At 55.4% G+C, this 26,973-nt stretch carries 23 protein-coding genes; 8 read left to right on the forward strand and 15 right to left on the reverse strand.

The annotated features are described in order from the left end of the window. The first annotated feature begins 111 nt into the window (after positions 1-111). On the forward strand, positions 112-321 hold the full coding sequence (locus tag HG66A1_RS01545) for a hypothetical protein (protein WP_145035879.1): 210 nt from the start codon (positions 112-114) through the stop codon (positions 319-321). Between the two features lie 51 nt (positions 322-372). Here HG66A1_RS01545 and HG66A1_RS01550 read toward each other — a convergent pair whose 3' ends face one another. Beyond that, positions 373-1,515: a metallophosphoesterase gene (locus HG66A1_RS01550; protein WP_145180198.1), complete on the reverse strand. Its 1,143-nt coding sequence runs from the start codon at positions 1,513-1,515 to the stop codon at positions 373-375. Between the two features lie 353 nt (positions 1,516-1,868). Between HG66A1_RS01550 and HG66A1_RS01555 the strand changes: the two genes are divergently transcribed. The 4 genes from HG66A1_RS01555 to HG66A1_RS01570 all read left to right on the forward strand — a co-directional run bounded on the left by HG66A1_RS01555 (position 1,869) and on the right by HG66A1_RS01570 (position 6,849). Next, complete coding sequence (locus HG66A1_RS01555; RefSeq protein WP_232106733.1) at positions 1,869-3,323, forward strand: tetratricopeptide repeat protein; 1,455 nt, start codon at positions 1,869-1,871, stop codon at positions 3,321-3,323. After that, positions 3,320-5,047: a CRTAC1 family protein gene (locus tag HG66A1_RS01560; protein WP_145180202.1), complete on the forward strand. Its 1,728-nt coding sequence runs from the start codon at positions 3,320-3,322 to the stop codon at positions 5,045-5,047. The genes HG66A1_RS01555 and HG66A1_RS01560 overlap by 4 nt, the downstream gene beginning before the upstream one ends. 347 nt (positions 5,048-5,394) lie before the next feature. Beyond that, a complete protein-coding gene (locus HG66A1_RS01565) occupies positions 5,395-6,405 on the forward strand; it encodes a DUF1559 domain-containing protein (RefSeq protein WP_232106734.1) in 1,011 nt (336 codons plus the stop codon). 135 nt (positions 6,406-6,540) lie between these two features. Further along, a complete protein-coding gene (locus tag HG66A1_RS01570; protein ID WP_145180206.1) occupies positions 6,541-6,849 on the forward strand; it encodes a hypothetical protein in 309 nt (102 codons plus the stop codon). Positions 6,850-7,004: 155 nt separating this feature from the next. Here the strand turns inward: HG66A1_RS01570 and HG66A1_RS01575 are convergent, their stop codons facing one another. From HG66A1_RS01575 to HG66A1_RS01630, 12 genes are all read right to left on the reverse strand, one after another. Then, positions 7,005-8,291: a Gfo/Idh/MocA family protein gene (locus tag HG66A1_RS01575; RefSeq protein WP_145180208.1), complete on the reverse strand. Its 1,287-nt coding sequence runs from the start codon at positions 8,289-8,291 to the stop codon at positions 7,005-7,007. Between the two features lie 187 nt (positions 8,292-8,478). Then, positions 8,479-10,362, reverse strand: coding sequence for a hypothetical protein (locus tag HG66A1_RS01580; RefSeq protein ID WP_145180210.1), 1,884 nt, complete (start codon positions 10,360-10,362; stop codon positions 8,479-8,481). A gap of 59 nt (positions 10,363-10,421) precedes the next feature. Beyond that, complete coding sequence (locus HG66A1_RS01585) at positions 10,422-11,411, reverse strand: phosphoglycerate dehydrogenase (RefSeq protein ID WP_145180212.1); 990 nt, start codon at positions 11,409-11,411, stop codon at positions 10,422-10,424. Positions 11,412-11,535: 124 nt separating this feature from the next. After that, positions 11,536-12,723 carry a hypothetical protein gene (locus tag HG66A1_RS01590; protein WP_145180214.1) on the reverse strand — a complete coding sequence of 396 codons (1,188 nt, stop codon included), beginning with the start codon at positions 12,721-12,723 and terminating at the stop codon, positions 11,536-11,538. Between the two features lie 92 nt (positions 12,724-12,815). Then, positions 12,816-14,021, reverse strand: coding sequence for a hypothetical protein (locus HG66A1_RS01595; RefSeq protein ID WP_145180216.1), 1,206 nt, complete (start codon positions 14,019-14,021; stop codon positions 12,816-12,818). 64 nt (positions 14,022-14,085) lie between these two features. Further along, positions 14,086-15,003, reverse strand: coding sequence for a hypothetical protein (locus HG66A1_RS01600; protein WP_145180218.1), 918 nt, complete (start codon positions 15,001-15,003; stop codon positions 14,086-14,088). Between the two features lie 137 nt (positions 15,004-15,140). Further along, positions 15,141-15,857: a DUF4190 domain-containing protein gene (locus HG66A1_RS01605; RefSeq protein ID WP_145180220.1), complete on the reverse strand. Its 717-nt coding sequence runs from the start codon at positions 15,855-15,857 to the stop codon at positions 15,141-15,143. Between the two features lie 456 nt (positions 15,858-16,313). Continuing rightward, positions 16,314-16,916, reverse strand: a complete 603-nt coding sequence (locus tag HG66A1_RS01610; protein ID WP_145180223.1) for an HD domain-containing protein — start codon at positions 16,914-16,916, stop codon at positions 16,314-16,316. After that, positions 16,913-17,695, reverse strand: coding sequence for a phytanoyl-CoA dioxygenase family protein (locus HG66A1_RS01615; protein ID WP_145180225.1), 783 nt, complete (start codon positions 17,693-17,695; stop codon positions 16,913-16,915). The genes HG66A1_RS01610 and HG66A1_RS01615 overlap by 4 nt, the downstream gene beginning before the upstream one ends. Continuing rightward, positions 17,692-19,056, reverse strand: coding sequence for a DUF5690 family protein (locus tag HG66A1_RS01620; protein WP_145180227.1), 1,365 nt, complete (start codon positions 19,054-19,056; stop codon positions 17,692-17,694). Before HG66A1_RS01620 ends, HG66A1_RS01615 begins: the two co-directional genes overlap by 4 nt. 139 nt (positions 19,057-19,195) lie before the next feature. Further along, the gene (locus tag HG66A1_RS01625; protein WP_145035909.1) at positions 19,196-20,557 is read right to left on the reverse strand and encodes an ABC transporter permease; all 1,362 of its coding nucleotides are present in this window, start codon (positions 20,555-20,557) and stop codon (positions 19,196-19,198) included. A 64-nt stretch (positions 20,558-20,621) separates the two neighbouring features. Beyond that, positions 20,622-21,296 (reverse strand): ABC transporter ATP-binding protein, encoded by a 675-nt coding sequence (locus HG66A1_RS01630; protein ID WP_145035911.1) that lies wholly within the window; start codon positions 21,294-21,296, stop codon positions 20,622-20,624. A gap of 319 nt (positions 21,297-21,615) precedes the next feature. On the opposite strand from HG66A1_RS01630, the gene HG66A1_RS01635 reads away from it, so the two are divergent. The 3 genes from HG66A1_RS01635 to HG66A1_RS01645 all read left to right on the forward strand — a co-directional run bounded on the left by HG66A1_RS01635 (position 21,616) and on the right by HG66A1_RS01645 (position 25,086). Further along, positions 21,616-22,884, forward strand: a complete 1,269-nt coding sequence (locus HG66A1_RS01635; protein WP_145180229.1) for a L,D-transpeptidase family protein — start codon at positions 21,616-21,618, stop codon at positions 22,882-22,884. A 188-nt stretch (positions 22,885-23,072) separates the two neighbouring features. After that, positions 23,073-23,633 carry an orotate phosphoribosyltransferase gene (gene pyrE / locus HG66A1_RS01640; RefSeq protein ID WP_145180231.1) on the forward strand — a complete coding sequence of 187 codons (561 nt, stop codon included), beginning with the start codon at positions 23,073-23,075 and terminating at the stop codon, positions 23,631-23,633. A 43-nt stretch (positions 23,634-23,676) separates the two neighbouring features. Next, entirely contained in the window at positions 23,677-25,086 is a 1,410-nt protein-coding gene (locus HG66A1_RS01645; protein WP_145180233.1) for a glucose-6-phosphate isomerase, read from the forward strand. Between the two features lie 95 nt (positions 25,087-25,181). Here HG66A1_RS01645 and HG66A1_RS01650 read toward each other — a convergent pair whose 3' ends face one another. Then, positions 25,182-25,685 carry a 3-hydroxyacyl-ACP dehydratase FabZ family protein gene (locus HG66A1_RS01650; RefSeq protein WP_145180236.1) on the reverse strand — a complete coding sequence of 168 codons (504 nt, stop codon included), beginning with the start codon at positions 25,683-25,685 and terminating at the stop codon, positions 25,182-25,184. Between the two features lie 185 nt (positions 25,686-25,870). Next, positions 25,871-26,827, reverse strand: a complete 957-nt coding sequence (locus tag HG66A1_RS01655; RefSeq protein ID WP_145180238.1) for an HAD family hydrolase — start codon at positions 26,825-26,827, stop codon at positions 25,871-25,873. Positions 26,828-26,973: the final 146 nt, after the last annotated feature.

Consider the following 26,973-nt stretch of genomic DNA (forward strand, 5'->3'; position numbering starts at 1 on the left):
AAACTATTTCCAAAAGACTACATCAGTTTTCAAAGACGGACCGGGCGTTCGCCTGTATTTGCATGCGCGTCTGTCTTTGACACTTCCTTTACCAGAAACGGGATTCTCTCAATGAAAGTTCTCTCCAAAGCACTCCTCATCGTGATTCTTCCGAGCCTGTCTCTGTTTGCCACCGGGTGCGATTTGTTACCGCACGCGTTTCATCCCAGTCAGTGGCATAAACTGAATCGGCAGCCGGCACCACGGCAGGATACTTACTTCTCTGTCCCCGACCATATTCCGGAGCGGGACTTTCCTCATCAGACAGAGAACGACAAATAAAAAATGGCCAGCGGGCTGAAGGCAGTGACAGATACGGAAGCCTGATCGGGCTTACTGAGACTTCGCTGCTGAAAATGTCTGACGGTCGAGCACATCACCTTTGAGGTTTTTCAGCTCAGCCGTCATGGTGCCTGCTGCGCGGTCGCAGGTGAGCAGCAGGTAGCTATCCTGTCCGGCGAGGAATTTCGAATGCGGGTCCGGGTACTTTGTGCCTGTGCCACTGAGTGAGGTGTTGTAACAGGTCAGGCCGTCCACCTCGGCCCGCTCGGCGAAATAGCCGAAGCCGGTGACGCAGAGCGTTCCCCGTTGAAAGAGCTTGTGCCAGTCTCCCTTGAGCTTACCCCGCATGGTGGCGTTGCTCTCATTATACAGGGTTACGGTGAGACCGGGATTGGTCTGCGTGAGCTGTTCGTACCAGCGATACTGTTCTGAGTCGTGACCAAACGGATGACAGGTCTGCCAGGTGGTGCCGAAGTCAGACGTGTGGTTGAAGTCGAGGGCGATCAACCGCAGGTCGAAATCCGGGAGATCGAAGTGCCACTTCCATTCTTCGCCGGGTAACGCGAAGACGCGGCGGAACGCGGTTGCTTCGACATCGTAGACGGCGTGTGCCGGGGGCTGCTGACCTCGGGGATGCGCTTCGCGGTCATGATTGCCGAGTACCGGCATGAAGGGAGTCGAGCGGAACAGTTGCGGGTATTTGCCGATGAGCTGCAGGTAGGGCTCAATGCATTCCGGTTTCCCGGGGCCGCAGGTCTGCCAGAGATTGCGGATGTTGTCGCCGGCGGTGAGTAGCAGATGTGCATCGTCTTTTTGCAGCTGTGACAGATCGGGTTGTGACTGCCAGTCCGCGGCGACCGCGATGCGCAGGACATCGGTGGGAAACGCTTTGAATGTCGCGAGCGGCGACTTTTGGGTTCCGGTCTGGACTGAGTAATGGTAGACCGTATCGCGCTGAGGCAGCGGGATCTCGACATGATGCAGTCTTGCGTTACCCGGTTGACTGATGGTCTGCAGGGAATCTGGAGAGGTGCCGAAGTAAACCACGGAGTCGCCGGGCTGGTCGCTGTACCAGTTGACCACAATTCGATCGGGGCGATGATTGTTGCAGGTCAGCCAGATGCGTTCGATGTCGGCTGCGGTGACCGTGAGGGGAACCAGGAAGAGGCTGAGCAGGAATGCGGATAATCTCATGGAAGTCTCGTGTGTGGGAGGTCGATCGTTTCAATATGGATTAGAAGTCAGTGTAGGCTGAGATACAACTAGATGCCATGTTGGCTTTGATTGTAACGTGCGAATACTGATCTTTTGTGTTGGCGGTGTTAAAGTTGTTTATTTATCGTGGTCGCGAGATCCAACAACGCGGATGCGGTTCGCGTAAGAGTAAACAGCCCTTGAATCCTGCTGAAGAATTGGCATTTTTAAGGATGAATGCCGCTTTTAGACAGGAAATGCAGGGTCAAGCGGTCTAAAATTACGTTCCCGGAGGCAGCAGAGGCCCGGCAGTGCCTCGATTTTTTTGATGAAACGATAGATGCGGTGCTCGATTGCGTTCCCAGGCGACTGATTCAACTGAGACAAACACGAAGACAACGGCGCGAAAGAAACGTCTGCTGGTGGTCGGTCTGATCCTGCTGGGCATCGTGGGCAGTGCGCCTTTCTGGGGGCAGGGATTGTGGGTCGATTTTTGTCAGCAGCGGGCGGGAGCAAATCTGCTTGCACGCGATCCGGAACGAGCCCTGGAGTGGATTGCCTCTGCGGAGCGGTATGCAGCTGAGAATCCCCGGACGACGCTGCTGAAGGCACGTGCTTTAAGGAAGGCTCACGATGTGGAAGGCGCTTATACTGCGTTGAAAAACTATTTCGAGCTGGCAGGCGCCACACCCGCGTTTGAACAGGAGCAATGGTTGCTGAAAGCGCAGGTGGGAGATAATTCTGACCTGCAGATGCATCTGGGTAAAATGCTGATCGAGCCAACCGGAAGTATTCAGGATATCTGCGAGACCTATGCCAACAGCTGTATTCTGAACTATCAGTTCGACGATGCCTTGAAGATCCTGCAATTGTGGGAAGCGGACTTTCCTGACGATCCGCTGCCCAATTTCATGCGGGGAAAAATGTATGAGCACAATCTCGCCTGGAAGGAAGCCGGGGTCGAGTATGAGTCTTCGCTGAGCAAGGATCCCGGTTTTGCGCCGGCGGCTTACAGTCTGGGGCGCATTCAGTTGACGCTGAAGAAAACGGAGCAGGCATTGGAGTATTATCAGCGGGCCGTTGAGAGTGCAGATCAGCCGGGACCGGCCCAGGTGGGAGTGGCCCGTTGTCTGCGGTTGCTGAACCGGAATGCCGAGGCGAAAGCGTTGTTGCAAGAGGTGCTGGCGAACGAACCTGAGGCGCTCCAGAAAGCTTATCAGGCTTTGGGGGATCATAAAGCAGCGGCGCTCTCGGAGCCGCAACTGGAAATGGCCAGGCTGGAACTGGGGGCGAAGAATTACGAAGCGGCACTCAAGTGGCTGGAGCCGGCAGCGGAGGCAAATCCCCTGGACCTGGGAATTAAGAACTCACTGGTGCAGGTCTACAGCCGTCTGGGACGCAAGGAAGAAGCACGCGAATTGGGGCAGGTCGTCAAGGAGACCAATGAAGTTCTGGCAGAGATTCCCAAGCTATTGGATCAGGTACAGGTGAATCCGGGGGATGTGGCACTGCGGTTTGAAATTGGTCGAAAGTACCTGAAGTACGTTTCGGAGGAGCAGGGCGTTGTCTGGCTGAACAGCGTGCTGAGTTACCAGCCGAATCACCGGGGTGCCCACCAGGAACTGGCAAAATACTATGAGCAGAACCTCTCCCGCGGTCCCAACTTTGAGCGACTGGCCAGGCTGCATCGGCAGCGGGCAGAGGAACTGGCGGGCCACGGCGAGAACCGGGATGTGCCTGTCAGCACCAATGAGAATAATCCGCAGGCGACACCTGTCGAAGAGCCTGTTAAGGCGAGTCAGCCATGAATGTAAAGTCGATGATCTCCCTGTTTCAATCCGGACGGTTTTGCTGGCTGGTGCTGCTGACGCTGTTTGTCGGCTGTCAGTCTGATACGGAGTCGGTCAAGTCGAGCACGAACTCCACCCAGGAAGGAACGCAGGCATCGAGCCCCGCAGAGGGAGTGGCACCTGTGTTTCGAGATGTCTGGCCGGAGCTGAAGCTGGACTTTACTTATCGCAATGGACGCGAAGCGGGAGAGCTGGCGATCCTGGAAACCATCGGGGGCGGTACCGCGATCTTCGACTATGATCGAAATGGTGAGCAGGATCTGTTCTTTCCTGGTGGTGGAACGTTTGAGAATAAGAGCACAAAGGGTTATCCATCCGTGCTGCTGAGGCACACGGGGGATTTTCAGTTTGAAGATCGAACTGTTTCGGCGGGACTGGATCTGGCGGCGTTTTACAGCAATGGTTGTGCTGTGGGCGACTATGACAACGATGGTTTTTCCGACCTGCTGGTGACCGGCTATGGCGGTTCGGTGCTCTGGAGAAACCTGGGAGACGGAACCTTTGAAGAGGTGGCTGTCGATGCAGGTGTGCGTGACTGTTTCATGGGGACGAGTGCCGGCTGGGGGGACCTGAATGGTGACGGTCTGCTGGATCTGTATCTGACGCAGTACGCGGACTGGTCGTTCGAAAATAACCCACCGTGTGAACTGACTCCGGGCGTACCCGATGTCTGTTCGCCTCATTCTTTCACAGGCAAGAAAGACAAGGTTTATTACAGCAAAGGGGACGGCACCTTTTACGATGCGACCGAGGAAGCGGGCCTGGTACCGGAGGGCAAAGGATTGGGTGTGTTGCTGGCAGATCTGGATAATGATGCGGATCTGGACGTCTATGTGTGTAACGATACGGTCGAGAATTTCCTGTACCTGAATGACGGGAAAGGGAAGCTGGAAGAGGTCGGCATCATCAATGGTGCCGCCGTCGATGATGGAGCCACACCGAATGGAAGCATGGGGGTGGACATCATGGACTATAACCACGACGGTCTGCCTGATCTGTGGGTGGCGAATTATGAGAAAGAGGCGTTTGCCCTGTATCGCAATGACGGGGATGCCCAGTTTCTGCACGTGAGCAACGATACGGGAGTGACCTCGATTGGAACCCTGTTTGTCGGTTTCGGGACCGCCTGTGCGGACTTTGATCTGGATGGGGATGAAGACGTAATGGTGGCCAACGGGCATGTCGCGTACTATTCGACCCACTCACCGTTTCGGCAGAAGCCACTTTATCTGGAAAATCGGGACGGACGTTTTCTGCAACAGGAGTTCTCTGGCGACTCATATCTGGGGCAGGCACACACCGGCCGGGGCCTGGCAGTTTCCGATTTAAATCAAGACGGGAAGCTGGATGTCGTCATATCTAATTTTTACGATCCTCCGGCAATTCTCAGAAATGAGACAGAGGGTTCAGGCTCCTGGGTTGCCGTGCGTCTGATTGGTATACAGAGCAATCGAGACGCGATAGGAGCACGGCTGGTGCTGCATACTTCAGCCGGCGATCAGGTCAGACAGGTCAAGGGGGGCGGCAGTTATCTGTCTGCCAATGACCTGCTGGTGCACTGGGGAGTACCTGAGGGCGTAAGTGTCGACAGTTTAGACATTTACTGGCCCTCTGGGATTCAACAGACGCTGAAAACCGTGAATCAGCGCGAGATTAACCAGATTCTGGAGCCGACTCCCTGATTCGTTAAACTGGTGCTGAATGTCCAGAATAGCTCGTATTGGCTCGGCTCACCGCTATCGTCAGCAGGCTGGGATGCACTGAACGGTGTGTACGCAAGTCTCTAATCTTAAATAAGTTAAGTAAATCAAAATTCGTACAAAAACAGCGTCTTTGGTCGATACATAAGTGTGAAGAGATTGTTTTATATTGAAGAAATTATAGAATAGAGGGTCCAGGAGAGCCTTGAGGGCTCCCGGACTTTAAGTCCCTGGCACACCAGACCTCTGTCTTACGTCTGGATAGCTCATGTTGCCAGTTATTGTTTTTTAAAGTGCTCATTTTTTCTATTTTCTGCAGGAGAGTGTTGATGAGAGTCTTCCAGAGAAGACGCGCATTCACGCTGATTGAGTTGCTCGTCGTGATCGCGATTATTGCCATTTTAATTGCCTTGCTGCTGCCAGCGGTGCAGCAGGCGCGTGAGGCCGCCCGTCGGTCGCAGTGTAAGAACAACCTGAAACAGTTCGGGCTGGCTCTGCACAATTACCATGAAGCCCATGGCTGTTTTGGTCAGATGACCCTGTCGTCTTACTATCATGGCAGTTCACCCGGAATTAAGCCGTGGACCGGTTTCAGCCAGCAGGCGATGCTGCTTCCCTTCCTGGATCAGGCCAACATCTACAACCAGTTTGATTTCCAGTTCTCTTGTGAAGAAGCACCGAACACCAACAATCGGAATGCAGGTATCGGCGTTTTCCGTTGTCCGTCCGATCCTCGTTACACTAATTATGGTGAAGGCTCTCTGAACTACTACATGTCGGTAGGTCCCTGCATGGGGTGGGCAGTAACTCCCGGTTCCCAGGTAGGATTTTCCCGGTATTCACTGGTAACGCGTATTTCTGACATTCTGGATGGAACTTCCAACGTGATTGCTATGAGTGAGCGAATCGTCGGAACCAACAATTCAGGAGTGTTTAATATCAATGGCGATGTGAAACGCGATGCTCCAGACTTTCCGGGACCGAATGGTAACAACACTACATTTCCATCCCAGACAGATCTGAATGCTCATGGCACTTCATGTGCCGCGGTAACTAACTTCTACTATCATCGTGGTTCTCGCTGGATGCGGGCTGATGAGTGTTGGTTCAACACTTGGAATGTACCAAACTCACCCAATCAAGACTGTAGCACGGGGAATGGAGGCCATGCCGGCGGTGATGCACCTGCAGCGCAGGCCCCCCGTAGCCGACATACTGGTGGTGTACATGTACTGATGGCAGATGGCTCTGTGCATTTCGTGTCGAATAACATCGACACAGATAAATGGCAGCAACTAGGCGGTATTGCTGATGGTGCCGCTGTCAGTATCAACGAGTAGTCCGATTTCTGACATCGCTTAGCGATAACGAATCCTCAGCCCGGCAATTTTCGTTGCCGGGCTGTTTTCTTTCGATATAATCGGGCATGAACTCACTTCAATTGCCCTCCAACATTCAGAGAAAGGTAGAGTACCATGTCGAAGCTGGGGCCCTTATGTCTCGCGCTGAGTTTAATTTTCACGGGCTGTGGTGGAGGAGAAGGAACCGGTGAAACCTCTTCCGCAAATCAGGAGACTCCACCCACACAGGATCTGTCCGCTGTGAAATCGACTTTGAACGATATTGCACAATCAGGTGAAGTTAACAGTGCCTTTTATGGGATTCCGGAAAGCCTGGAACAGGCTGGCAAACCGGAGCTGGCGGAAGAAGCGAAGAAACTGGGTTCTTTGAAGAGTCCGAGCCAGATTAAAGCTGCCGCGAAAAAACTGGCAGACAAGCTCTAAACGCTGGTCGCTTGAAGCGAATTGATAGTAACTTAGAACCTTCGGCTTAACGGGTCGAAGGTTTTTTTACGTACGCAGGTTCTTGAATCCGTGCGTAAAAAAGGGAGTCGACAAACGGTCGACTCCCTGGGTATGAACTGTCTGATTAAATCAGACTAAACTTTGGGTTCCCAGCCGGGTTCGTATTCACGTCCCCAGAAGGTCATGGCATCTTTATCATCAATGATGTGCCCGTTGGTCGTATCGCACTGCAGGGTACGTCCGGTGCGGTGGGCGATGTTACCGAGATGGCAGAGCAGGGTACTTTTGTTGCCGATTTCGATTTCAGCGTTGAGGTTCAGCGGCTCGTTATTGCGGATGGCATCCACAAAGTTCTGAGCATGTTCGCTCATGCCCTGGTTGCCGTCAACTTTCTTGACTTCCTTATCTTTCGCATCCAGAACTGTGTAACCGCCGGAGGTACCGAGGATCAGGTTCCCTTTGCTGCCGAAGAAGATCACGAAATCATTCTTGTGACGGTTGCAGCTGGTTCCCTGCCAGGTGATCTGCTTGCCGCCATCAAATTCAAAAGCGACGACATGTGTGTCGGGAGTCTGCTGATCGTCGCTGTAGAAGTAACGACCACCGCTGGAAACTACGCGGTTAGGAATTTCTGCACCCAGACCCCAGCGACAGAGGTCGAGCGAATGCACGCCGTTGTTCCCCAGTTCGCCGTTACCGTATTTCCAGAACCAGTGCCAGTTGTAGTGAATCAGGTTGTCCACGTACTTCTGACGGGGCGCTGGTCCCTGCCAGAGGTCGTAGTTCAGTTCGGGAGGCACAGCAGCCGGTTTTCCTTTGCCGATGGAACCGCGGGCACTCCAGTAGTAGGCCCGTGCCAGGTGAACATCACCGATGATGCCTTCTTTGAGCTGCTGAATGCCTTCCTGAATGGATTCACTGCTGCGACGCTGGCTTCCCATCTGGACGGCTCGTTTGTTTTTGCGAGCAGCCTCGACCATCATTTCCCCTTCTTTGGGGTTGTGGCAGCAGGGCTTTTCAACGTAGACGTGCTTGCCGGCTGAACAGCCGAGAATCGTACCAGGAGCATGCCAGTGGTTGGGAGCAGCGACGATCAGAGCGTCCACGTCTTTGTCGTCGAGGATTTTGCGGAAATCGCCGATGGCCTGTGGTTTCTTTTTCGTGGCTTTTTCCACGGTCTGGGCTGCTTTGCCGGCACGGGTGTCATCCGTATCACAGACGTACTTGATTTCGACCCCATCCAGGGCACCAAAAGTTTTCGCCAGGGCCAGACCACGCTGCATCCCCATGATGCCGATGGTAACTTTCTCACTGGGGGCTTTGTTGGCGGCGGACAGAATCGCCGGGGCGGTGATGCCGGCAGCGGTGGCAGCTGCGGCAGTCTGTCCCAGGAAAGTACGACGATTGACGGAATCGGACATAATCTCTTTCTCCGTAGAATAGACTTAAAAGCGGTATGCTAAAGGCAGGATGTTAATATGACAAACCGTATTCTAGTCGCTTTTCAGGCCAAATAACACAGTAAAAACCGCGCAGCGGCCTATTTCTTAAAAAAGCTAACAATCTCTTGTGCTGTCGCGGTTTACCGTTAGAGTGCGGATGAACGCATCAGGCTTTGCGAATGTAATGAGCGGCGTAACTGCGGACTTCCTGCCCGTTGAGGACATGGAACATACGAAGCTGCTGGATGGTTTCCTGGCTGAAGCGGCCCAGAGGGACGTGGATCAGTTTTTTCTGGTAGCGTTTGGCGAGGCGCTTCCAGCCGATGCCTGGCGGCGATTCGCTGAGCAGGGCGATATGCGATTCTTCGCTGTAATGGCAGGCAGCGACGAGCAGTCGTTCTTCGAGGGTGTCGACGAAGTCGAAATTGACTTCATTCCAGATGTCATACACCGGTCGGGGTGGAAAGAGGAACATCGCGCCTCCGTAGGTGGAGACGCCGATTCCCGGTCCGACCATTTCCTGACGGTAGTCGGTGGCGAAGAAGGCCAGCGTCGATTCGTCCTGGTGTTCTGCATGCCAGGTGAGGCGGTAGGGATAATCGCGCGGGTCCGCCGGGGAGTCAAAGAGCATGATCACGCAATCGAGTCGACCGCGACTGGGGGGAAGCACTTTGACGTGGATCTCACCCGTGTGCCAATTGCGGAGGGTTTCGCGGAGATCGAGACCGTCTTTCATACTGGTTGTGAATTTTTCGGTCCGGGCCAGATCGACGCCGAGCAGGTTCAAGGCGTGGTCTTTGACGCTGGTGCGGAACTTTTCGATGGCGACATCTTCGGGCGGCCAGCTGCACTGCTTAAAGGGATTCCATTTCATCTCCCATTCGTTCTGCTGCGGTTTGGGTGGCCGGGGAACCAGCTGACAGCTGCGCCAGGAAATGGGATTGCCGGGCAGGCGGTTGCTGAGTTCGACCGTGGTACCATTGGGGAGCTGGGCCTGTTCGATGCCGAAGCGGAGTGTTTCGAACGGAAGTAAGTGCACGAACGGGTATTCGCGGGCGGTCTCCGCGATCTGGATCGCGTACTGATCGCCGGCGACCTGTTGAGCGGCTTTGACCAGCGTATACAGGTCGGGAGTCATGCGGCGTTCGATGAGCGAGAGGTTTCGCACATAGCGGAAATAGACCGAGAGCAGTTTGGGGGTAATCTTGCGTCCCCGGGATTTGAGTTCGACTTTGTAACGGTCCCGGGCGGTGAGTGCAAGTTCCTTGATGCCGTCGACCGAGAGGTTTTCATCGTCTTCCAGTTCAGAGCGGGCGGCTTCATAGAGCCCCGTGATGTAAGGAAGTTCCCCCAGCATGAACAGCAGCGTTTCGGGGTCGGCTGTATAAATGGAGGTGTCGTTGACCTCTTCGTCTTCGACTTCGAGGGGCAGTTGATCGATGTAGGCGTCGTGAATCCAGGGCCAGTCAGACAGCGAGCAGACCAGCAGGATTGATTTGTATTTTTTCTCCAGTTCCCGCAGGCGATGTGCCATCATTGTGCAACGGTCGAGGGGCTGTCCCTCGGGCAGTTTGCTGAGCGCGGGCAGGACGGCGGCGGAAAACTTTTCGAGGGGCACCTTCTTCAGTGCATAGGGATCCGGGAGGACGGCGGACATACTCTCGAAACGCTGTGTTTCCAGATCGATGAAGTGCCGGTCGATGTGTTCCATCATCGCGATGCGGAGTGCGGCGATGACCCCCTGGCAGGGATCGATGGGCACGTAGCTGTACATCTTCTGGTTGTCTTCGTCGTCCTCATCCTGCTCCCAGGGTGGTGCTCCGGAAATGGGGGGCTCTTCCTGCAGGACCGCGGTGATACTGGGGAGAAAGGTAATGGCCCGTTCGACATCTTCCTGAAACGAGGCGGGCAGTGGAACGGCGAGGCAGTCGAAATCGTTGTTAAGCATCACGCGACGGACTTCGATCGCGAAGTCGCCACTGCCGTGAATGAGGGGCAGCACGGAGATGCTTGGGCTGATCTTCAAAAAACTGGAATGAGGGGCTGTCATGTTGCAATCGTCCAGTTTCTCAAGGGACCGGAGTCAGTTCGCTGGGATCCGTGACGAGATCAGCGGGTCCATTTCCAGTCGGGGGTCTGTTTCAGGTTGACCACACACTCTTCCGGCCACTCGCCCTGATACAGTTTCACAATGTTGTGAGCCGCCATCGCGTAAGCATCACGGTGCGATTCCTGGTCCAGTCCGCCGATGTGACAGCTCAACAGTACATTGTCCATCTTGATCAGGGGACTTTCAACAGGCAAAGGTTCTTTTTTGAAGACATCGAGACCGGCGGCGCGGAGATGTCCCGACTGCAGGGCTTCGATCAGGGCGTCTTCGTCGACGAGGCCCCCGCGGGCAGTGTTGATGAGGACCGAGCCCTGTTTCATTTTGGCCAGCGAGTCCTTGTTGATCAGGTCGACAGTTTCGGGAGTGACGGGGAGGTGCAGCGTGACGTAGTCTGACTGGGCCAGCAGATCGTCGAGGCTGACCAGTTTGATGCCGTGCTGATCGACGAACTCCTGATTGGCGAAGGGGTCGTAGGCGAGAACGTGCATGCCCATGCCGATCGCGCGGGTTGCGACTGCCTGACCGATGCGACCGAGGCCGACGATCCCGATGGTGCTGCCCCAGACGCGGGGAGTCAGAGCCCGTTCCCATTCACCGCGGCGGACTGCCTGGTCCTGGGAGCGGGTGAGTCGGGCGACGCCCATCAGCAGCGCGAAAGCCTGTTCGGCGACCGAGTGATGATTCACTCCCGGAGTGATGGTGACTGCGATGTCCAGATCGTCAGCGGCTGCCAGATCGACGGCGTCGAAGCCGACTCCATAGCGGGAGACGATTCTCAGGTCGGGCAGTTGTGCGAGTACTTCGCGGGAATAGATTTCTGCACCGGCCAGAACGGCATCGTAGCCCTGAACCTGTTCGACGACGCGGTGGGGTTCCTTGCGGAGATCGACGTCAGTCGGGACGGTGTCCACCTCGAAGCCTGCAGCCTGCAGGATTTCAAAGTGCGGACCGAATTCACACATTTTGGCAGTACAGATGACGCGAGGCATGTTTCCGTTTCTTCTTCTAATACAGGTTTCGGAGATGAATAACCGTACTGTTACTCTAGCGAATCCCGTGGTTGGCTGACAGTCAGCCGGAAGGAAAAACGGAAGGCCCGCGAAGAGTCGGCATTTAATAAAAGCGTTCAGCCCGTTTGACGAGTTGGGGATCCCGATCGCGGATGAGAGTCAGGTATTTTCGGGCCCGGGCGGCGGTAGTGGCGTCGGGACCGCCGTCCGAGGGATCGGAATAACGGGAAGCGACCAGCAGGTAGCGGATGATGGCCTGGCGGATACCTTTGTAGTCGTACCCTTCGGCATCGTAAAGAGAGACGAGTCGATCCATAACGGTCCAGTCCTGCCAGCGCGCGAGGTCGGCAATGACGAGGTCAGCCAGTTCCGGACGATTGAGCAGCATCCGCATGGACTGTCGCAGGCGTTCGGGGGGAATCTGATAACGTCCCTTACCGTACGTCCACATGAACGAGACCGCTTCGCGGGCAGCGAAGAGTTCGTTGGGCGATGTATTCTTCTGCTGGAACTTGGAGCGCTCCAGGTGGTCCAGTCCTTCGCTGCCGGTGAGCATCAGGTAGCCGGACATCAAGCCGCCGATGCCCGAGCGGAGCCCTTGTGCCTGGACGTTGATTTTATCTTCCATGAAGTCGATGTCATCTTCATTTCCGCAGAGTCCCAGCATGAGACCGTATAAGCCGAGGCGAGGCGCGGGCGTCGATTTGCTGCTCAGCCAGTGGTGCAGCTTTTCGCGGGGGAGTTGTGGTGTCAGCGGGACGATGTCTTCAAAGGGGGCGTTAGCGAATTCCGCGAAAGCATCGTTGGCGATGATCATATCCTGATGTTCGAGGAACTTCAGAAAGTACTGCAGCCTTTCGGTGGTCGGTTTCTGCAGCGAGGGCGCCTGCATGACGTACGCATAGCTGGCAGGGGTGATGGCTGTCGGGTTTTCCCAGAGGGGCTTGGGTCCGTGAGTTCCGGTGAGCAGGAACGGGCCGCCAGGCTTGCTGAAGTGATAGTGGTTGACCGTGATCAGCGAACCTTTTTCGTACTGAGTGCCCTGCGACTGTTTAATGACCTTCAATACTTTGAAGACCGTGTGTCCCGGCTTCTCGATGGTGCCGGTATCGCCTTCGACCCATCGGACCAGACAGGCGGTGTGGGCGTGTGTGAGCTTTTCGGTCAACGGGACAGAGGCCCCGGGGCAGAACGGACAGGCGGCGAGTTTCGTTGTCAGTACTGTGATCAGCAGGCAGCAGAACAGCCCAGGCCATCCGTGGCAGGGTCGGATTCGATTCCGGTCGGTCATACCAGTTCCTTCTGGTAAAAATGTCAGTCAGTCTCGGTCAGTTCCTGCTGTTGAGCGCGACTGCAGGAACGTCGTCAGCTTCTCAGTGCGAATTACTTCAGGAAGAAGAAGCGTTCGGCACTTTTGACGGTCTTGGGATCTTCTTCGCGGAGCTTGGCAAGAAGTTCCTTGGCTTTTTCCGTCGTGGCGGCATCGGGGCCACCGCCATTTTTGTTTTTCCCTTTGGAGGCGACGAGCAGATAACGCACGATGGCCCGTTTGATGGAGGGAATGTTGTAGTCTTCGGCGCCGTACATTTCCATCAGGCGGTTCATGACGCTCCAGTCATCCCAGCGAGCGAGGTCCGCGACAACGAGGTCGGTCAGTTCAGGGCGATCGAGGAGCAGTCGCATGGATTTCCGCAGGCGTGCCTTGTCGATGCGTCCGTCGCCATAGGTCCACATGAAACGCAGAGCCTGCATGGCGGCGTAGGTTTCACTGAAGGCGACATCCTTGGGGACGAACTTGGATTCGTCGATTTTATCGAGCCCGTCCGATCCGGTGAGCAGCAGGTAGCCGGAGATGACGCCGTCGATCCCCAGGCGGAAGTCTTTGGTGGGTTCATTGATTTTCTTTTCCATGAACTCCACATCTTCACCCTGGCCACAGAGTCCCATCAGCAGTCCGTAGAGACCGATGCGGGTGACGGGGGTTTCGGGATCGGAGAGCCACTTGCGGATTTTTTCGCGGGGCATGTCTTTGGACAGCGTGGCGATATCTTCGTAGGGGGCGTTGGCGAATTCGGCATAGGCGTCGTTCGAGATCATCTGGTCCGGGAATTCCAGGAACTTCAGGAAGTAACGCAGACGCTTGGATGTTTTTTCTTCCGGCGGTGGTGCCTGGGAGACGTAGTGGTAGCTGGTTTCGGTGACTTCGATCGGATCGCCCCAGTCGACTTCTGCGCCCTTGGTGCCCAGCAGCATGAACAGGTTGCCTTTCTTGCCGGGACGATGGCGATTGATGGTGATTTTATCGCCGACTTTGAGCTTGTCCTTATCTGACTGGCGGATGATCTCTTTGACTTCGAAGACGGTTTTACCCGCTTTTTCGAGGTCTCCTTTCTCGGCTTCGATCCACTGGACGAGCACGGCGACGTCTGACTGAGACAACTGTTCGGTCAGGGTCAGCGAGGGAGCGGAGCAGAAGGGACAGGCCTGGGCCACAGGTACCTGGGCCAGCAGGATCAGTCCGCAGAGCAATCCCATGACGGTGCGTTGTTTGAGGATGCGATGTTGGAAGAAATTTGTCAGACGATTCATGAGCCAGACCTCGTGGCGGTAGTTAACAATTTTGTAAAACGCGTTTTGTTTCCGTAAACATTTATTATTGATCGATGACGATGGCGTCGTCAATCAAGTAGATCCGCTCCAGTTCTCCGTCGATGGTTTCAGCCTTGATGTGGAAGACGCCGACCACGTCGAAGGGGCGGTTCAGAATGTAGTCTGTTGTGACGCCGTCCTTGAGGAGTACGGGGAACAGGTCGTAGATTTTCGGGTTCTTGCCGAAGCAGCAGATCTGGTTGTCCCGGGCGAGGAGGAAATACTCATTGCCGGTCTGCTGGAACGGGGGATACATGAAACCGCGAATGCGAATTCGTTTGCCGTTCAGATCCTTCAGCCACTGAGGCATGAGCTCGGGGGCTTCGGGAGTGACCGGTTCCATATTCATGACTTTGAGCAGGTCGATGTCATCGTAGCTGACCTGCAGGGCATCGTTGGGTGCGACGTGTCGGAAGGATTTGTTTTTGACCAGGATCTTGACTTCCCGCGGTTCCATTTTCGCCGTCTGCTGCTGTTCCTCTTCCGGAGTGAGTGCCCGGAGGCTCGGATCGGGACGCTGCGCGATCAGGGGGAGGAATTCGTCGGTGGCATCGACGGCGGCAGTGGTTTCCGTGGGGGCCGGTTTGGCTGTGGTTCCGGTCTCCAGTGGCATCGGTTCAGCCGATTTGACTGCGGAGGTCTGGGTAATGGTTTCCGGTTCGGGTTCTACCGGCTCCGACTGTTCTGGAACCGTTGCGGCGACCTGTTCGGGCTGGTTGTCAGCGGCGTCTTTCTGCTCGGGGGATTTGGCATCGATCTGTTCGCTGTATTGACGGTACTCGGTCTGGTCTGATGAATTGCAGCCGGCTCCCCAGAAGGTGAGGCTGCAGAGGGTGAGGATTATCAGACTGACTGGTGAGTATCGGGTGGGATTGTGGTGGGCCTGCACGTGATCAAACTCCTGATGATCGGGTGGTTGCACCAACTTCTGGATAAAGTTGATAATGGCTCAGACTGTGAATCAACCTGAGCCATTCAAATTCGTAACGAGGTAATAAACGCGTTGGTCTGGGTCTCCGGTGTTTTCAGGCGGGTGTCTCTGTGTGGTTGTCTGTTCGTTTATCTGTAGGAAGTACGAGCCTGTTCGAAGTGGGTCCCCTTCAGCTGGTAGACCGGACGTAATTCACCGGCCTGGGTCGGGGCTTCTGCGACGAATTCACCGGCAACGGAAACGAGACCGGAATAGAAGTCGGCCCGATTCTTACCCTGCATTTCGACCAGGATCATATCTTTCACGTCGGGCTGGCCGCCGAAGCAGCACTGGCCGTTATCTTTAACCAGAATGAAAGACTGCAGGTCTTCGGTCTGGCGTGTGGGGTACATGTAACCTTTGACGAAGACTTTCTGCTTGTCCATTTTGAGTACGTCGGGATTGACGCTGGTCACGCCATCTTTCTGGACGAATTCTTTGGCCGAAATGTCGGTGGCGAAGTTGATGCGCTGGTAGCCTTCGGGAACTTCGTGTGCATAGACGAAGGACTGATAGCTGATGCCGGTGCCCAGGAAGAAGGTCGACAGCATGAGGCCGGCACGGGCCACCATTTTGCCGCCCAGTTCACCGCCAGCCCGGCGGATATTGAACATACTGATCAGCGAGACCACGATACCGAACACGGCCACACCCAGACCGATGATCCCGAACAGGGCGATAAAGGAGAGCAGCCCCAGTACCAGGCCCACGACAGCAGTCGGGGGAACCGGCTTGTAGGAAAACTCATCCTGACCTTCGAAGGAATTTTGCAGCGAGTGATTGGAGCCATCAAGAACTTGCGACATCTTGCAAGGCCTTTCAAAATTCAGCAGAAATAAACAGGGAATACAGTTAATTATCGCAGAATCACAGGTTGCCCGGCCAGAACAACTGGCTGAAGTTCAGAACGGGGTCTGGATTTTTTACTATCATATCAGGGAGGAGGGATGAGAACATCCCTGAAATCATCCAGAACCGGTCAGAAAATTCTGAAGTTCCGGGTAAAGTGAGCCTGACTCTGTAGATCCCTTGCTGAGCGACAGGCAGAATGCTCCCTGAAACCAGTCCTTTATAATAGTATATACGGGATCGCGTCGATTTTCGTTGAATTTTTATCAATCTTAACTTAAAGCGGGGCCCGCCAGGATGTCATGTGCCGCAAGGCTATGTCAGGAAACAGTTTATGGCTGTGTTTCAGGTGTTGTGGCAAAAAGGGAAAACTGCCGAATGGAGGGCCGGATTGGGCGGAGGTCACTCCCCGATCAATGTTCCAGACAGCTGAGTACTTCGACGCGGTAATCTTCCAGACCTGGTACCGAGAGCCCTCTGACCTTGGCGCCGTCATCCCAGCGGCGGAGAAGCACAGCCGTATGATGGAAGGGCTGGCTTTCGAACCGTGCCACTTCCTTGTCGCTCATCAGCCCTCCCTGCAGGGCGAAGCTCCTCTGCGAAGCGAGTGACAGGCCATTGAAGTAATCGGGTTCGACGGTGCAGAGATAGCGCTTGGCGGGGACGTGCAGAAAGATCGGATCGGTAATCGCTCTGCCGAAAAACGGTTCCAACTGACGGGCGCCGACCGTTTCGTGTTCCCAGTCTTCGGAGAGGAAATCGTCGTGTGCCTCATGCTCGTTCATCAGGAAGTGGCCGATATCGTGCAGCAGGGCAGCGGTGATCTGTTCCATGCTGGCCTGACTGCTGCGGGCGAGTTGTGCGGCCTGCAGAGCATGTTCCAGTTGCGTGACTGCTTCATCGTAGTAGCTCTGTCCCTGTACCTGCATCAGTTCGAACAGGCCGTCGACTCGCTGGTCGGGAGTTTTTTCGAGTGAGAGGACATCGTGCAGGGAGATTTCGATTTTTTCTTTCATGACCGTTCCACAGGCTTTCCGTTAAAATGGCCGATCTTACTGATCTGTAGTTTCTCGGCGCTGGTTTGTCCGATTTCCGCTAATGAACGTCGTTTATCTGCGTAGTATGCTTCACGCCGGTCTCCCTCCGCGAGTGCGTTGTAGGTGAGGTAAAGCGTGCGGCGCGGTTGCTCTGTTTTGTTGGGCGGACTTTTATGGGGAGCGTATGAGCTGAAGAACAGGGCATCACCCGGCTGCATGGGCACCGGTTCCCAGTTCAGCGTTAAAGCGAACTCGGGTTCGATGCAGCCGTGTTCATCCAGGTGCAGCAGTCCCTGGCGATGCAGATCGGGGGCGAAGAACAGGCAGCCGTTTTCCGGAGTGGCCGCGTCGATGGCGATCGAACAGGTGATGTGATTGTGGATGAACTCGTAAGCGGGGGCATCCTGATGCGGGGCATAGCCGCCTCCGCCCGGATACTTGTAGTTGATCTTTTCTTTGTAGAGGACCGCCGGTTCGCCTATCAGGGAGCCGGCGTATTCCGGAATCTTGCCTGTGGTGAGCAGCGATCGGATGCCGGTGTGGAAGTCGAGCAGATACTCGGTGCGGGCGAGACGAATGCCGGCGGGAGTCTGTTCGAAGTGGTGCATCCACTGGTCATCGCTGGCGGGCCATTCGCTGATTTCCTCGACCCACTCCTGCAGATTCCGGGTTTCATCGGGTGTGAGGAAGCCGGGCAGTTTGAGGTAACCGGTCTGCTGCCACTGGTCCTGTTGTGCGCGGGTAATGCTGATAGTCATGATACGATGCCTGTATTGGTGCCTAAGCGATTGTCGGTTTCGAGTTTGAGCTGCGGTGCCGGCGCGGGTTGGCTGACCGACTGTCGCAGGTGGAAGTAACGGATGACGTACAGGGTGCCTGCGATGGAGAGGGGCGAGATGATCAACGCCAGCCAGAAGAGCAGGGCGACGAAATCGAGGTTGTTTGCGAATACCAGATTGACGGTGGCCATTAAAATAACGGTGCTGAGATAGCCTGCGAAATCGCCAAGGTAGAGCAGGTAGCCGACATTGCTCTTATAGCGGAGCATGGCGATGACCCGTTCGTAAATCGTGGTGTGAAAGAGGACATACGGGACGTAGAGGCTGATGCCGATCAGCACCATGAACTGAAACGCTGCCTGTTCGGTCCAGCTGGTGGTGCCCCAGTAGTAGAGCGTAGTGCCCAGTGCGGTCGCGAAGCCGATTCCTGTCAGGAGCATGCCTGTGAAAAAGGCGCGATAGTTCGCTCCAATAAAGACGGCAATCGCACTGAGGGCGACGACCACCGCGGCGACCAGGGTTTCGGACTGCGCGAAGATGGCCGGTTTTTCGATGCCGAACCCGGACCAGATTTCGGCTGCGTAATCGTCGCGGACGCTGCGGAACAGCGTGAGGAGAACCATCAGCAGGATCAGCACGGTCAGGCCGCCGGCGTGGTTTCGAAAAAACTGGCGTCGTTCTGCACCATTGAAGGGGGAGCGAACCGCACGAGCCGAGATGTCACTTTCTCCGGGGGGCGGGATCTGCTGCAGCATCCAGACACCTACCAGAAGTGGCAGCCAGAACAGGCCGCCTGTGGCGAACGGCATCCAGAATTCCGACACGCCGTAGTTCTGCATCAGGACCGCACCGACGGTTTTGACGGTACCCGAGGCCATGATGAAGCTGGCACACAGGCCGGCGGCCATGGCTTCGGTGACGCGTCTCCCCTCCAGAAATGCGAAGACACATCCAAAGACCATGCCCAGCGGCAGCCCGTTCAGGAACAGAAACAGCGGTTTGAGCCAGTAGGGAGCGACGGCGTAGGGGAGCAGCGCCAGATGTGCGATGGCAATCAATGAGAGAATCATGGTAGCGCGGCGGTTGGCGGTCATCTCGGAAATGACCTTGATGCCGATCAGTTTGGAGAGAGCGTAGCCGCTGATTTGCGCGAACAGGAGAATGACTTTATAGCCGAGTCCCCAGAAGACGAGGTCTTCATACTGGGCCACCGTAAACGGTTTACGGAAGGCGTACATGCAGAAATAAGTCGTAAAGGCAGCGATCACAGACCAGAGGGTCAGAACCCCCTGGTGACTCTGTTCCAGACGCGTCGAGATGTACCGTGATCGAAATCGCATGGAGCGTCTTTTCGCGAAGCTGATGTCGGACAATGAATCAGCTTCGAGATGGTACAGTACACGCGTGAAGGACTGATGACGGGGATGTGAATAGCCGATGAAGGGCTGGTGTCACAGTGGCCCCGGTCGTCAAGCAGGATCAGGTATCACTCAAAGTACTGGCGACGTCGGTGCGGTAGGCGGTCATCGCGGGGATGAAGCCGACCAGTGAGGCCAGGACGATCAGGATCGGGAGCAGGACCAGTTCCAGTGAGTTGAAGGCCAGAGGGTTAATCAGCAGGCCGCTACGAGCTTCAATGATCGGGGCGGCGACAAAGACCAGTCCGTGACCGAGCAGGATACCCAGGATCCCCCCGCCGAGACAGAGCAGGACCGATTCCGACAGAATGATGGCAAAGACTGTCGTACGGCCGGCACCCAGGGCACGCATGATGGCGATCTCCCGTTTACGGTCGGCCATGGAGTTGTAAATACTGACGAAAATACTGACTCCGGAGACGATGATGATCAACGAGGTCAGAACGACCAGCATCGTGCGGACATTGCCGACAATGTTCTGCATTAACCAGCTGATCTGCCTGATCGGATTGACGGCCATGGCCTGGTTGGCTTCCTGCAGTTCGGATTGAAACTTGATCGTGGAGAAGCCGCGGAGGCGGTCGCCTTTCATCTGGACCAGAATCGCGGTGACTTCTTTCTGGGCATCAGGCACTTCGTGATCATGGCCATGGCCGTGATCGTGTCCGCTGTGATCATGGTGATCGTGAGCCGCCTGTTCTTTCATGAGTGCTTTCAGTTTTTCTTCATCGAGTTTTTCGCCGAAGAAGGCAGCTTCCCGCTTGAGTGCTTCATCCAGTGGCTTTTCGTGTCCAGAGACCTGGTAGAAGCCGCGCAGGTTGACGAAGACGGTGCGGTCGTTGGGCGTACCGGTAGGCGCGAGGATGCCGACGATCTTGAATTTTTCATCGTGCACATGGCCGGCTTCTGCCGACCCGTGAATCAGCTGAAATTCATCTCCCATTTTCCAGTTGTTCTGCCGGGCGACGGCAGAGCCGATGACGGCATCCCAGGTGCCAGGCAGGAATTTGCCATCCTTGTTGATGCGGAAGTGCCGACCGGGGATGTATTCCAGAGCGAAGTAGCGGGGAATGGTACCGACAATCGGAAAGCCACCTTTCTGGGTGACATCACCAATGGCGAAGGGGATGGCTTCTTCAATACGGGGGTCTTTTTTGATCTCTTCGTAATAACGGTAGGGGAGATTTTCAATCGGGGCACCGACGCGAAATACGGTGCTCAAAATGAGCTGCAGCTTGCTGCCCTGGGCACCCACGACCAGGTCATAGCCACTGGCCGTCTGGTTAAACATCTTGTCGATGATTCCGTTGATGACGAGCACGGAGACTAAGAGCGTTACACCCAGTGCCACGCTGAGGGCGGTCAGTGCAGAGGCGAGGCGACGTTCTTTGATACTTTTCCAGGCGATGGTCAGTGTATTCATGATAGAAAGCTGCTTTGTGTATGGTTCGCAAAGGGATGACGATTCACTGAAACAGGAAGTCCGCTCAGGTCGTCACGATGGCTTTGTTGAAGTCGGAGAGGGTTTCAACCCGTTCAAACTGGCTGGCGACTTCCTGGGAGTGTGTCACCAGCAGCATGGCGATCTGGTGCTGAGTGCAGGCGTCGCGGAGCAGTTTGAGAATGGTTTCCTGATTGCCGACATCGACGTTCGCCGTCGGTTCGTCGGCCAGCAGCAGTTTGGGTTGATTGGCCAGGGCACGCGCGACGGCGACGCGCTGCTGTTCCCCGACGGACATCTGTTTGGGGCGGTGATTCAGGCGATGCTCGAGCCCCACGAGGGCCAGCAGTTCTTTCGCCCGGTCGCGGCTCGCTTTTTTTCGCGAGAAGCTCATGCCGAGCAGGACGTTTTCCAGGGCCGAGAACGCGGGGAGCAGATTGAAGGTCTGGAAGACGAAGCCGATGCGTTCGGCGCGAAAGCGGTCGCGGACGACTTCGGGCATGGAGGCGATTTCGGTTCCCGCGATGGTGACTTTCCCACTGTCGGCGGTGGTAATGCCGGAAATGACGTTGAGCAGTGTCGATTTCCCCGAGCCACTCTCGCCGATGAGAACAACCTGTTCCTGTTCTTTGACTTCAAAGCGTTCGATATCCAGGATGGGGAGTGTCGAGCCATCCGGTTCGCGGTAGCTCTTTTTGACATTTTCCAATAGCAGGGACATGCTGACCTCGTCTGATGGGAATCTGGCCACGCCGCAAACCGTGGTTCCGGCGTCGGGCCGTATAGTTTGTTTTTGCAAATGTTATGCAATTAGCCGGGTGTTGCCTAGGGTTGTTCTGTCAAATCTTCCTGATTCCTGCGGAACTCAGGGAACCGCGGGTCGGATCTTAAACAATTATTAATATATGACTTACGTCTCCCCGGTGGCAAGTCGGTTTTCACAGAATCGCCGTAGGCTTAATCAGGGGGATTTGCTATAGTCCCGACTCTCTGATTTTAACCGAAGCGTATCCGTATTGTGAATCAAGGATGATGGCAAGATGCGAAGTCGTAACCGGGGTCGATGGATTACTCCTTTTCGTTTCATCATGGTAACTGGACTGGGAATTCTAGGGGCGGTCGCCTGGAAGATGGATCTGCTGCCTTTCCAGGTGAGCAGTGCTCCTACAGGCGCGCTGCACGAACAGGAGACTGCAGGCAAGTCGTCCGGCAAGACGACTGTGCAGCCGGAAGAATACAAAGAGCCCGTCCTGGAAGAAGCCACGATTCAGGCACAGTCGGAGCCGCCTGCGGAGGAACTCTCAGACGGGGATGACAACCAGCGGCTGTTCCGCAAAAGCGAAGTGGAGATGCCCCGGGTTTACACGCGTACGTTGAACGGGGCGATCGTGGAAGCGGAGACCTCCGTCGATCCACTGTTCGCGGAAACCGAGCCTCCGGCCCAATTCAAAGGGTCCGCCCGTCCTGTTGAGCGGCTGCCCGAACCGACGGCTGCCATGCCTGAGCCCAACGCACCCGCGAAGCTGAATCCTCCCGAGGGGATCAAGCGGGCCAGCAATCCGGTGATCAAGACTGCGAAGCATGCCAGCTATAAAGAAGAGATTGGTGGTGAGGCTGCCAAACAGGCCGTACCCGATCTGATTGCGATTGACGAACTGATTTCACAACGGAAAATCATCGAGGCTCACAAGCGACTGTCCAAAATTTACTGGGATCAGCCCGAGGTCTATCCGGTCATTAAATCACGTATTGAAGAGACGGCGCGGATGATCTATTTCGCACCGCAGCCGCATTTCATGAAGCCTTACGAGATCGAACCCGGCGACCAGCTGCGGAAAGTCGCACAGCAGTACGGCATCACCTGGGAATACCTGGCGAAGCTGAACCAGATCGATCCCAAGCGGATTCGTCCGGGGCAGAAGCTCAAGGTCATCAAAGGGCCCTTTCATGTGTTCGTTGATTTGAGCGACTTCACACTCACGGTGCATTCGCACGGTTACTTCGTCAAACGCTATACGATTGGTACCGGCAAGGATCATTCGACGCCGACCGGCAAATTTGTCGTTAAGGACAAGCTGGTCGATCCGACGTATTACGGTCCGGATGGTGTGATTGCCAATGATGATCCGACCAATCCCCTGGGCGAACGCTGGATTGATATCGGCGACAGCTATGGAATTCACGGCACCATCGATCCGGCATCGATTGGCAAAGCGGAGTCCAAAGGTTGCGTGCGGATGCAGAATGACGATGTGGCCGAGGTGTACGATCTGCTGGGTGTTGGCTCGGAAGTCGTGATTCGCCCCTGATTTCAGAGAGATTCGCGTCAGCTGGGAATTCTTTGCCTGCAGTCCGTTTGAATGTTGAATTCGACCCTGTAGAATACGTGTGTTTGAGCCGGTCCGCGGTGTTTTTATTAAACATTGTTTATGCGAACGGACCGTGGCGGCTTCTGATTTGAGCACATCACACATTCAGGGTAGAGAAGAGAGCATTCATGTTTGATCGCGAAAAGCTGATCGAGTTGTTTCGGGAGCGGGCGTTAAAATTCGGCGATTTCACGCTGGCTTCAGGTAAGAAGAGCACCTATTACCTCGACGGCAAACAGGTGGTCCTGCATTCACACGGTCTGCGTCTGGTGAGTGCCGGCCTGCTGGAAATGCTGGACGATGTCGAATTCGACGCGATCGGCGGCATGTCGATCGGCGCTGATCCGATTGTCGCGGGTGTGCTCGCGGTTGCTGCAGAGCAGGGCCGAGCGCTGAACGGGTTTATGGTCCGCAAAGAACCCAAGGGGCACGGTACCAACAAATATGTCGAAGGCCCCGTGCAGCCTGGTGACAAAGTGGTGATCGTGGATGACGTCATCACGACCGCCGGCAGTGCACTGCTGTCCGTCGACCGGGCCGAAGAGTTCGGTTGCAAGGTTGTGCAGGCCCTGGGAGTTGTCGATCGTCTGCAGGGGGGCGCTGCCAACTTTGAGAAACGCAACATCCCCTTCAAAGCGTTACTCTCAATCCGCGACTTCGGTATCGAGCCGCCTGCGGAAGATCAGTGATCCCCCTCTCAATTTATCCACTCTGACGAAAGCGTGATCTCTCATGACAAACTTCATTCGCTACGACGATTCCGCCGCCCGCAAGCTCATTGATGAGAAGTGGTATGAAGAACTGCAGCCGGCCCTGATGGCGGCCCGGGAAGAAATGTTGAAAGACATTGAACTGCTGGGCAGCGATGCGATCCCTGCGGACAAGCAGCCTCTGGATGCGGGTTTTCAGAACCTGCCTCAACAGTTGCTGGACGAATACGAGTCCCAGGGAAGCGAGAGCCTGCTGGGACGCATCGAAGCGAAAGCACAGGAACTGCGTGAGCAGTCGGACCGGTTTGTCGTGCTGGGGATCGGCGGTTCTTACATGGGGATGCGGGCGCTGTTCGAAGCGTTGTGTCATCCCCTGCACAATGAACTGACCCGCGATCAGCGAGGCGGCGTGCCGCGCCTGTATTTTGAAGGGAACAATGTCGACAACGATTCGATTACGGCATTGCAGGAGCTGTTAAAGACGAGTTGCCTGGATCCTAAGGATGTACTGCAGCGGTGGAGTATGACCGTCATCAGTAAATCCGGGGGAACTCTGGAAACCGCCCTCGGCTTCCGCCTGTTCCGCGAATCACTGGACGCGTATTACGGAGCCGATTCCGAAGAGAGCCGGTCTTTAGTGGTGCCGATCACCGGGCTGGAAGGAAAGCTGCGGAACTTCTCCAATCATAAAGGGTATCCGGAAGTCTTTCCGATTCCCGACAATGTGGGCGGCCGGTTTTCGGTCTTCACGTCGGTCGGTCTGTTCCCGGCTGCCGTGCTGGGCATTGATCTGAAAGCGTTGCTGCAGGGGGCCGCGGACATGACGCGTCTGTTCAACTCACAGCCGATGGGGGACAACCCGGTGCTGGATTACACGGCGACCTGTCACCTGTTTGAGCGGGAGAAGAACGTATCGATGCGGATCCTTTCGACCTGGGGCAAGCGTCTGGAAGCGCTGGGTCTGTGGTACGATCAGCTGCTGGCCGAAAGTCTCGGTAAAGAAGAGAAGGGCGCGACGCCGCTGACCGTGGTCAACACCCGCGACCTGCACAGCCGGGGACAGCAGCACCAGGAAGGTGTGCGTGACAAGCTGATCACCAACGTGATTGTCGAGCGTCCGGACAGCGAGCCAATCTCCGTGCCTGTCGTTCCCGAAGAAGAAAATCAGGATCAGCTGAATAAGCTGAAAGGCAAAACGGTTCCCGACGTGCTCTCTGCGGCGATCGAAGGGACCAACCAGGCTTATGCCGACGTGCATCGCCCGACGGCGGATCTGATCCTGCCGAACCTGGACGCCTATACGGTCGGCCAGACCCTGCAGATGCTGATGCTGGCGACGGTGCTCGAAGGCCGGTTGATCAATATCAATCCCTACGGGCAGCCGGGTGTGGAAGCCTATAAGAAGAACATGCAGGAAGTATTGAGCCGCTAAGGCGACATTCAGAGCAGTACTAATATAGAGAACGCCCCGGATCAGGCAGACACTGGTCCGGGGCGTTTTTGTTCAGTTTTGATTTCAGGGGCCGCTTAGCTGGGGACTTCCTGATTTTTGTCGATGGGGACGCCGATCATCTGGCCACTGAAGACCATGCTGTTGTTGACGAGTCCCTGGAAGTTGAATTCTGCCCGTTTGCCGGCACGGATGCGGGCCAGCTGAGCCATAATCACCAGTCGCTGATTGGGGAAAACGGGGCTGCGGAAGCGAACATCGTTCATTCCGCCGAAGCCGAGGAAGTCGCCTCCCAGCAGTTTGAACTTGCGGGCATAGAAGCCGGCCAGTTGAGCGGAACATTCACAGAGGATGACGCCGGGCATCAGGGGGAAGTCGGGCATGTGGCCACGAACCCAGAATTCGTCTTCGGTGACATCTTTGAAGCCGACGATGCCATGCTTTTCATTATCTACATGGACAATCCCCGTCAGCTGCTCCATTTCAAATCGCTGAGGATTGATTTCTCTGATGTCTTCGATTCCAAAAATCGGGTTTTCAAAATCGAAGTCAATTCCTTCATAAAGCAATTTGGGAGGCATGGTCTCTCTTCTCCAATAAGGGCGTCAATATCTGAGGTACGACCCTGGTTCCCTTTCAGGGCCATCAGGTGCAGGAAATGTATATAGTCAATGGGTTTAGGTGTCAGACGGGTTGGTTCATCCAGGTGGAAATGCGAGCCCGGTATCTGATAAGCCAGAAATATTAGCAGAATCGGTGGAATATGTTAATCGAGGATTTCAGCTATTTGGCTCAAATTGGTGATCAACCTGTCAGGTTTGGTATCAGGGCTTCTGACTTCTGCTTTGCTGGCGTGAATGCTGAGTGAATCGCCGGCAAACAGGGCGGTTTTCATCCCGAAACTCCGGGCGATCGCCAGGTCATCGGGGATGCGGGAGCCGACGTGCAGAATTTCCTCAGGGGGGATGCCCTGCTGATCGAAGCGTTCAAGGAGTGTCTCGTACAGACTGGCCGAGGGTTTTCGGACTGTTTTGCGATAAGAGAAACAGAAACATTCCTGCGTGAACAGCTCGGACAGGGGCGGAAGTGTTCCCTGAGTGCCTAATGACCGCAGGAGTTGCACCAGAGTGAACGGCTGGGCATCCGCAAACAAAGCGACTTTCTTGCCGTACTGACTGAGCTGGCAGAGTGACTCCAGGGCATTGGGCATGGGAGCGATTCCCTGCAGGCTGGAGTGGAAGAAGTAGGCGACCTTCAGACTGAAGTCGTCGAGGTTCCCGTAAAAGGATTCGTCGAACGTGTATTCGTTTTTCTGCAGGCGTTCGATGAGCAGTTTCCAGAGGTCGGCGGAGTTGATTTCCGGCTTTTCCCCTTTGGCGACCTTTCCGCCGAGTTGCTGGTCTTCGAGCAGCGAGCGGTATTGGGAGAGCATGTATTCCCAGGGGGCCCCCGGTTTGCGGGACATGCTGTTCCACATATTGAACTCTTTGATTGTCTTATCGAGGGCGATCTGCATGCGGAGCTGTTGTTGATGGTCGAACAGAAGTTCGCCGTCGGTGATGTGCAGCAGGGTGCCATAGATACTGAAGGTGATCGCGGAGATGCGTTTCAGCGGTTTTAGAAAGGGCGTCGCCTTGGGGGTTTCCAGCGCGGGAGCCGTGGGCCAGATCAGATCATCCCGGTTGGATAACCAGTCAGCGTATTCTTGAAGAGTCTGCGGCATAAGGGTTGTATTTCAGATCGTATATCGAGTCAGCTGTCGCTGGAAGCAGCTGACATTCAGAAACCAGAACGGGCCTGTCGGGAATGTGATGAACGATTCGGTGAATGCCGTTGTAAACTCTGCCTGGGAGATGAATTTGACAGACA

Source organism: Gimesia chilikensis (assembly GCF_007744075.1).
In the GTDB taxonomy this organism is placed as follows: Bacteria; Planctomycetota; Planctomycetia; order Planctomycetales; family Planctomycetaceae; genus Gimesia; species Gimesia chilikensis_A.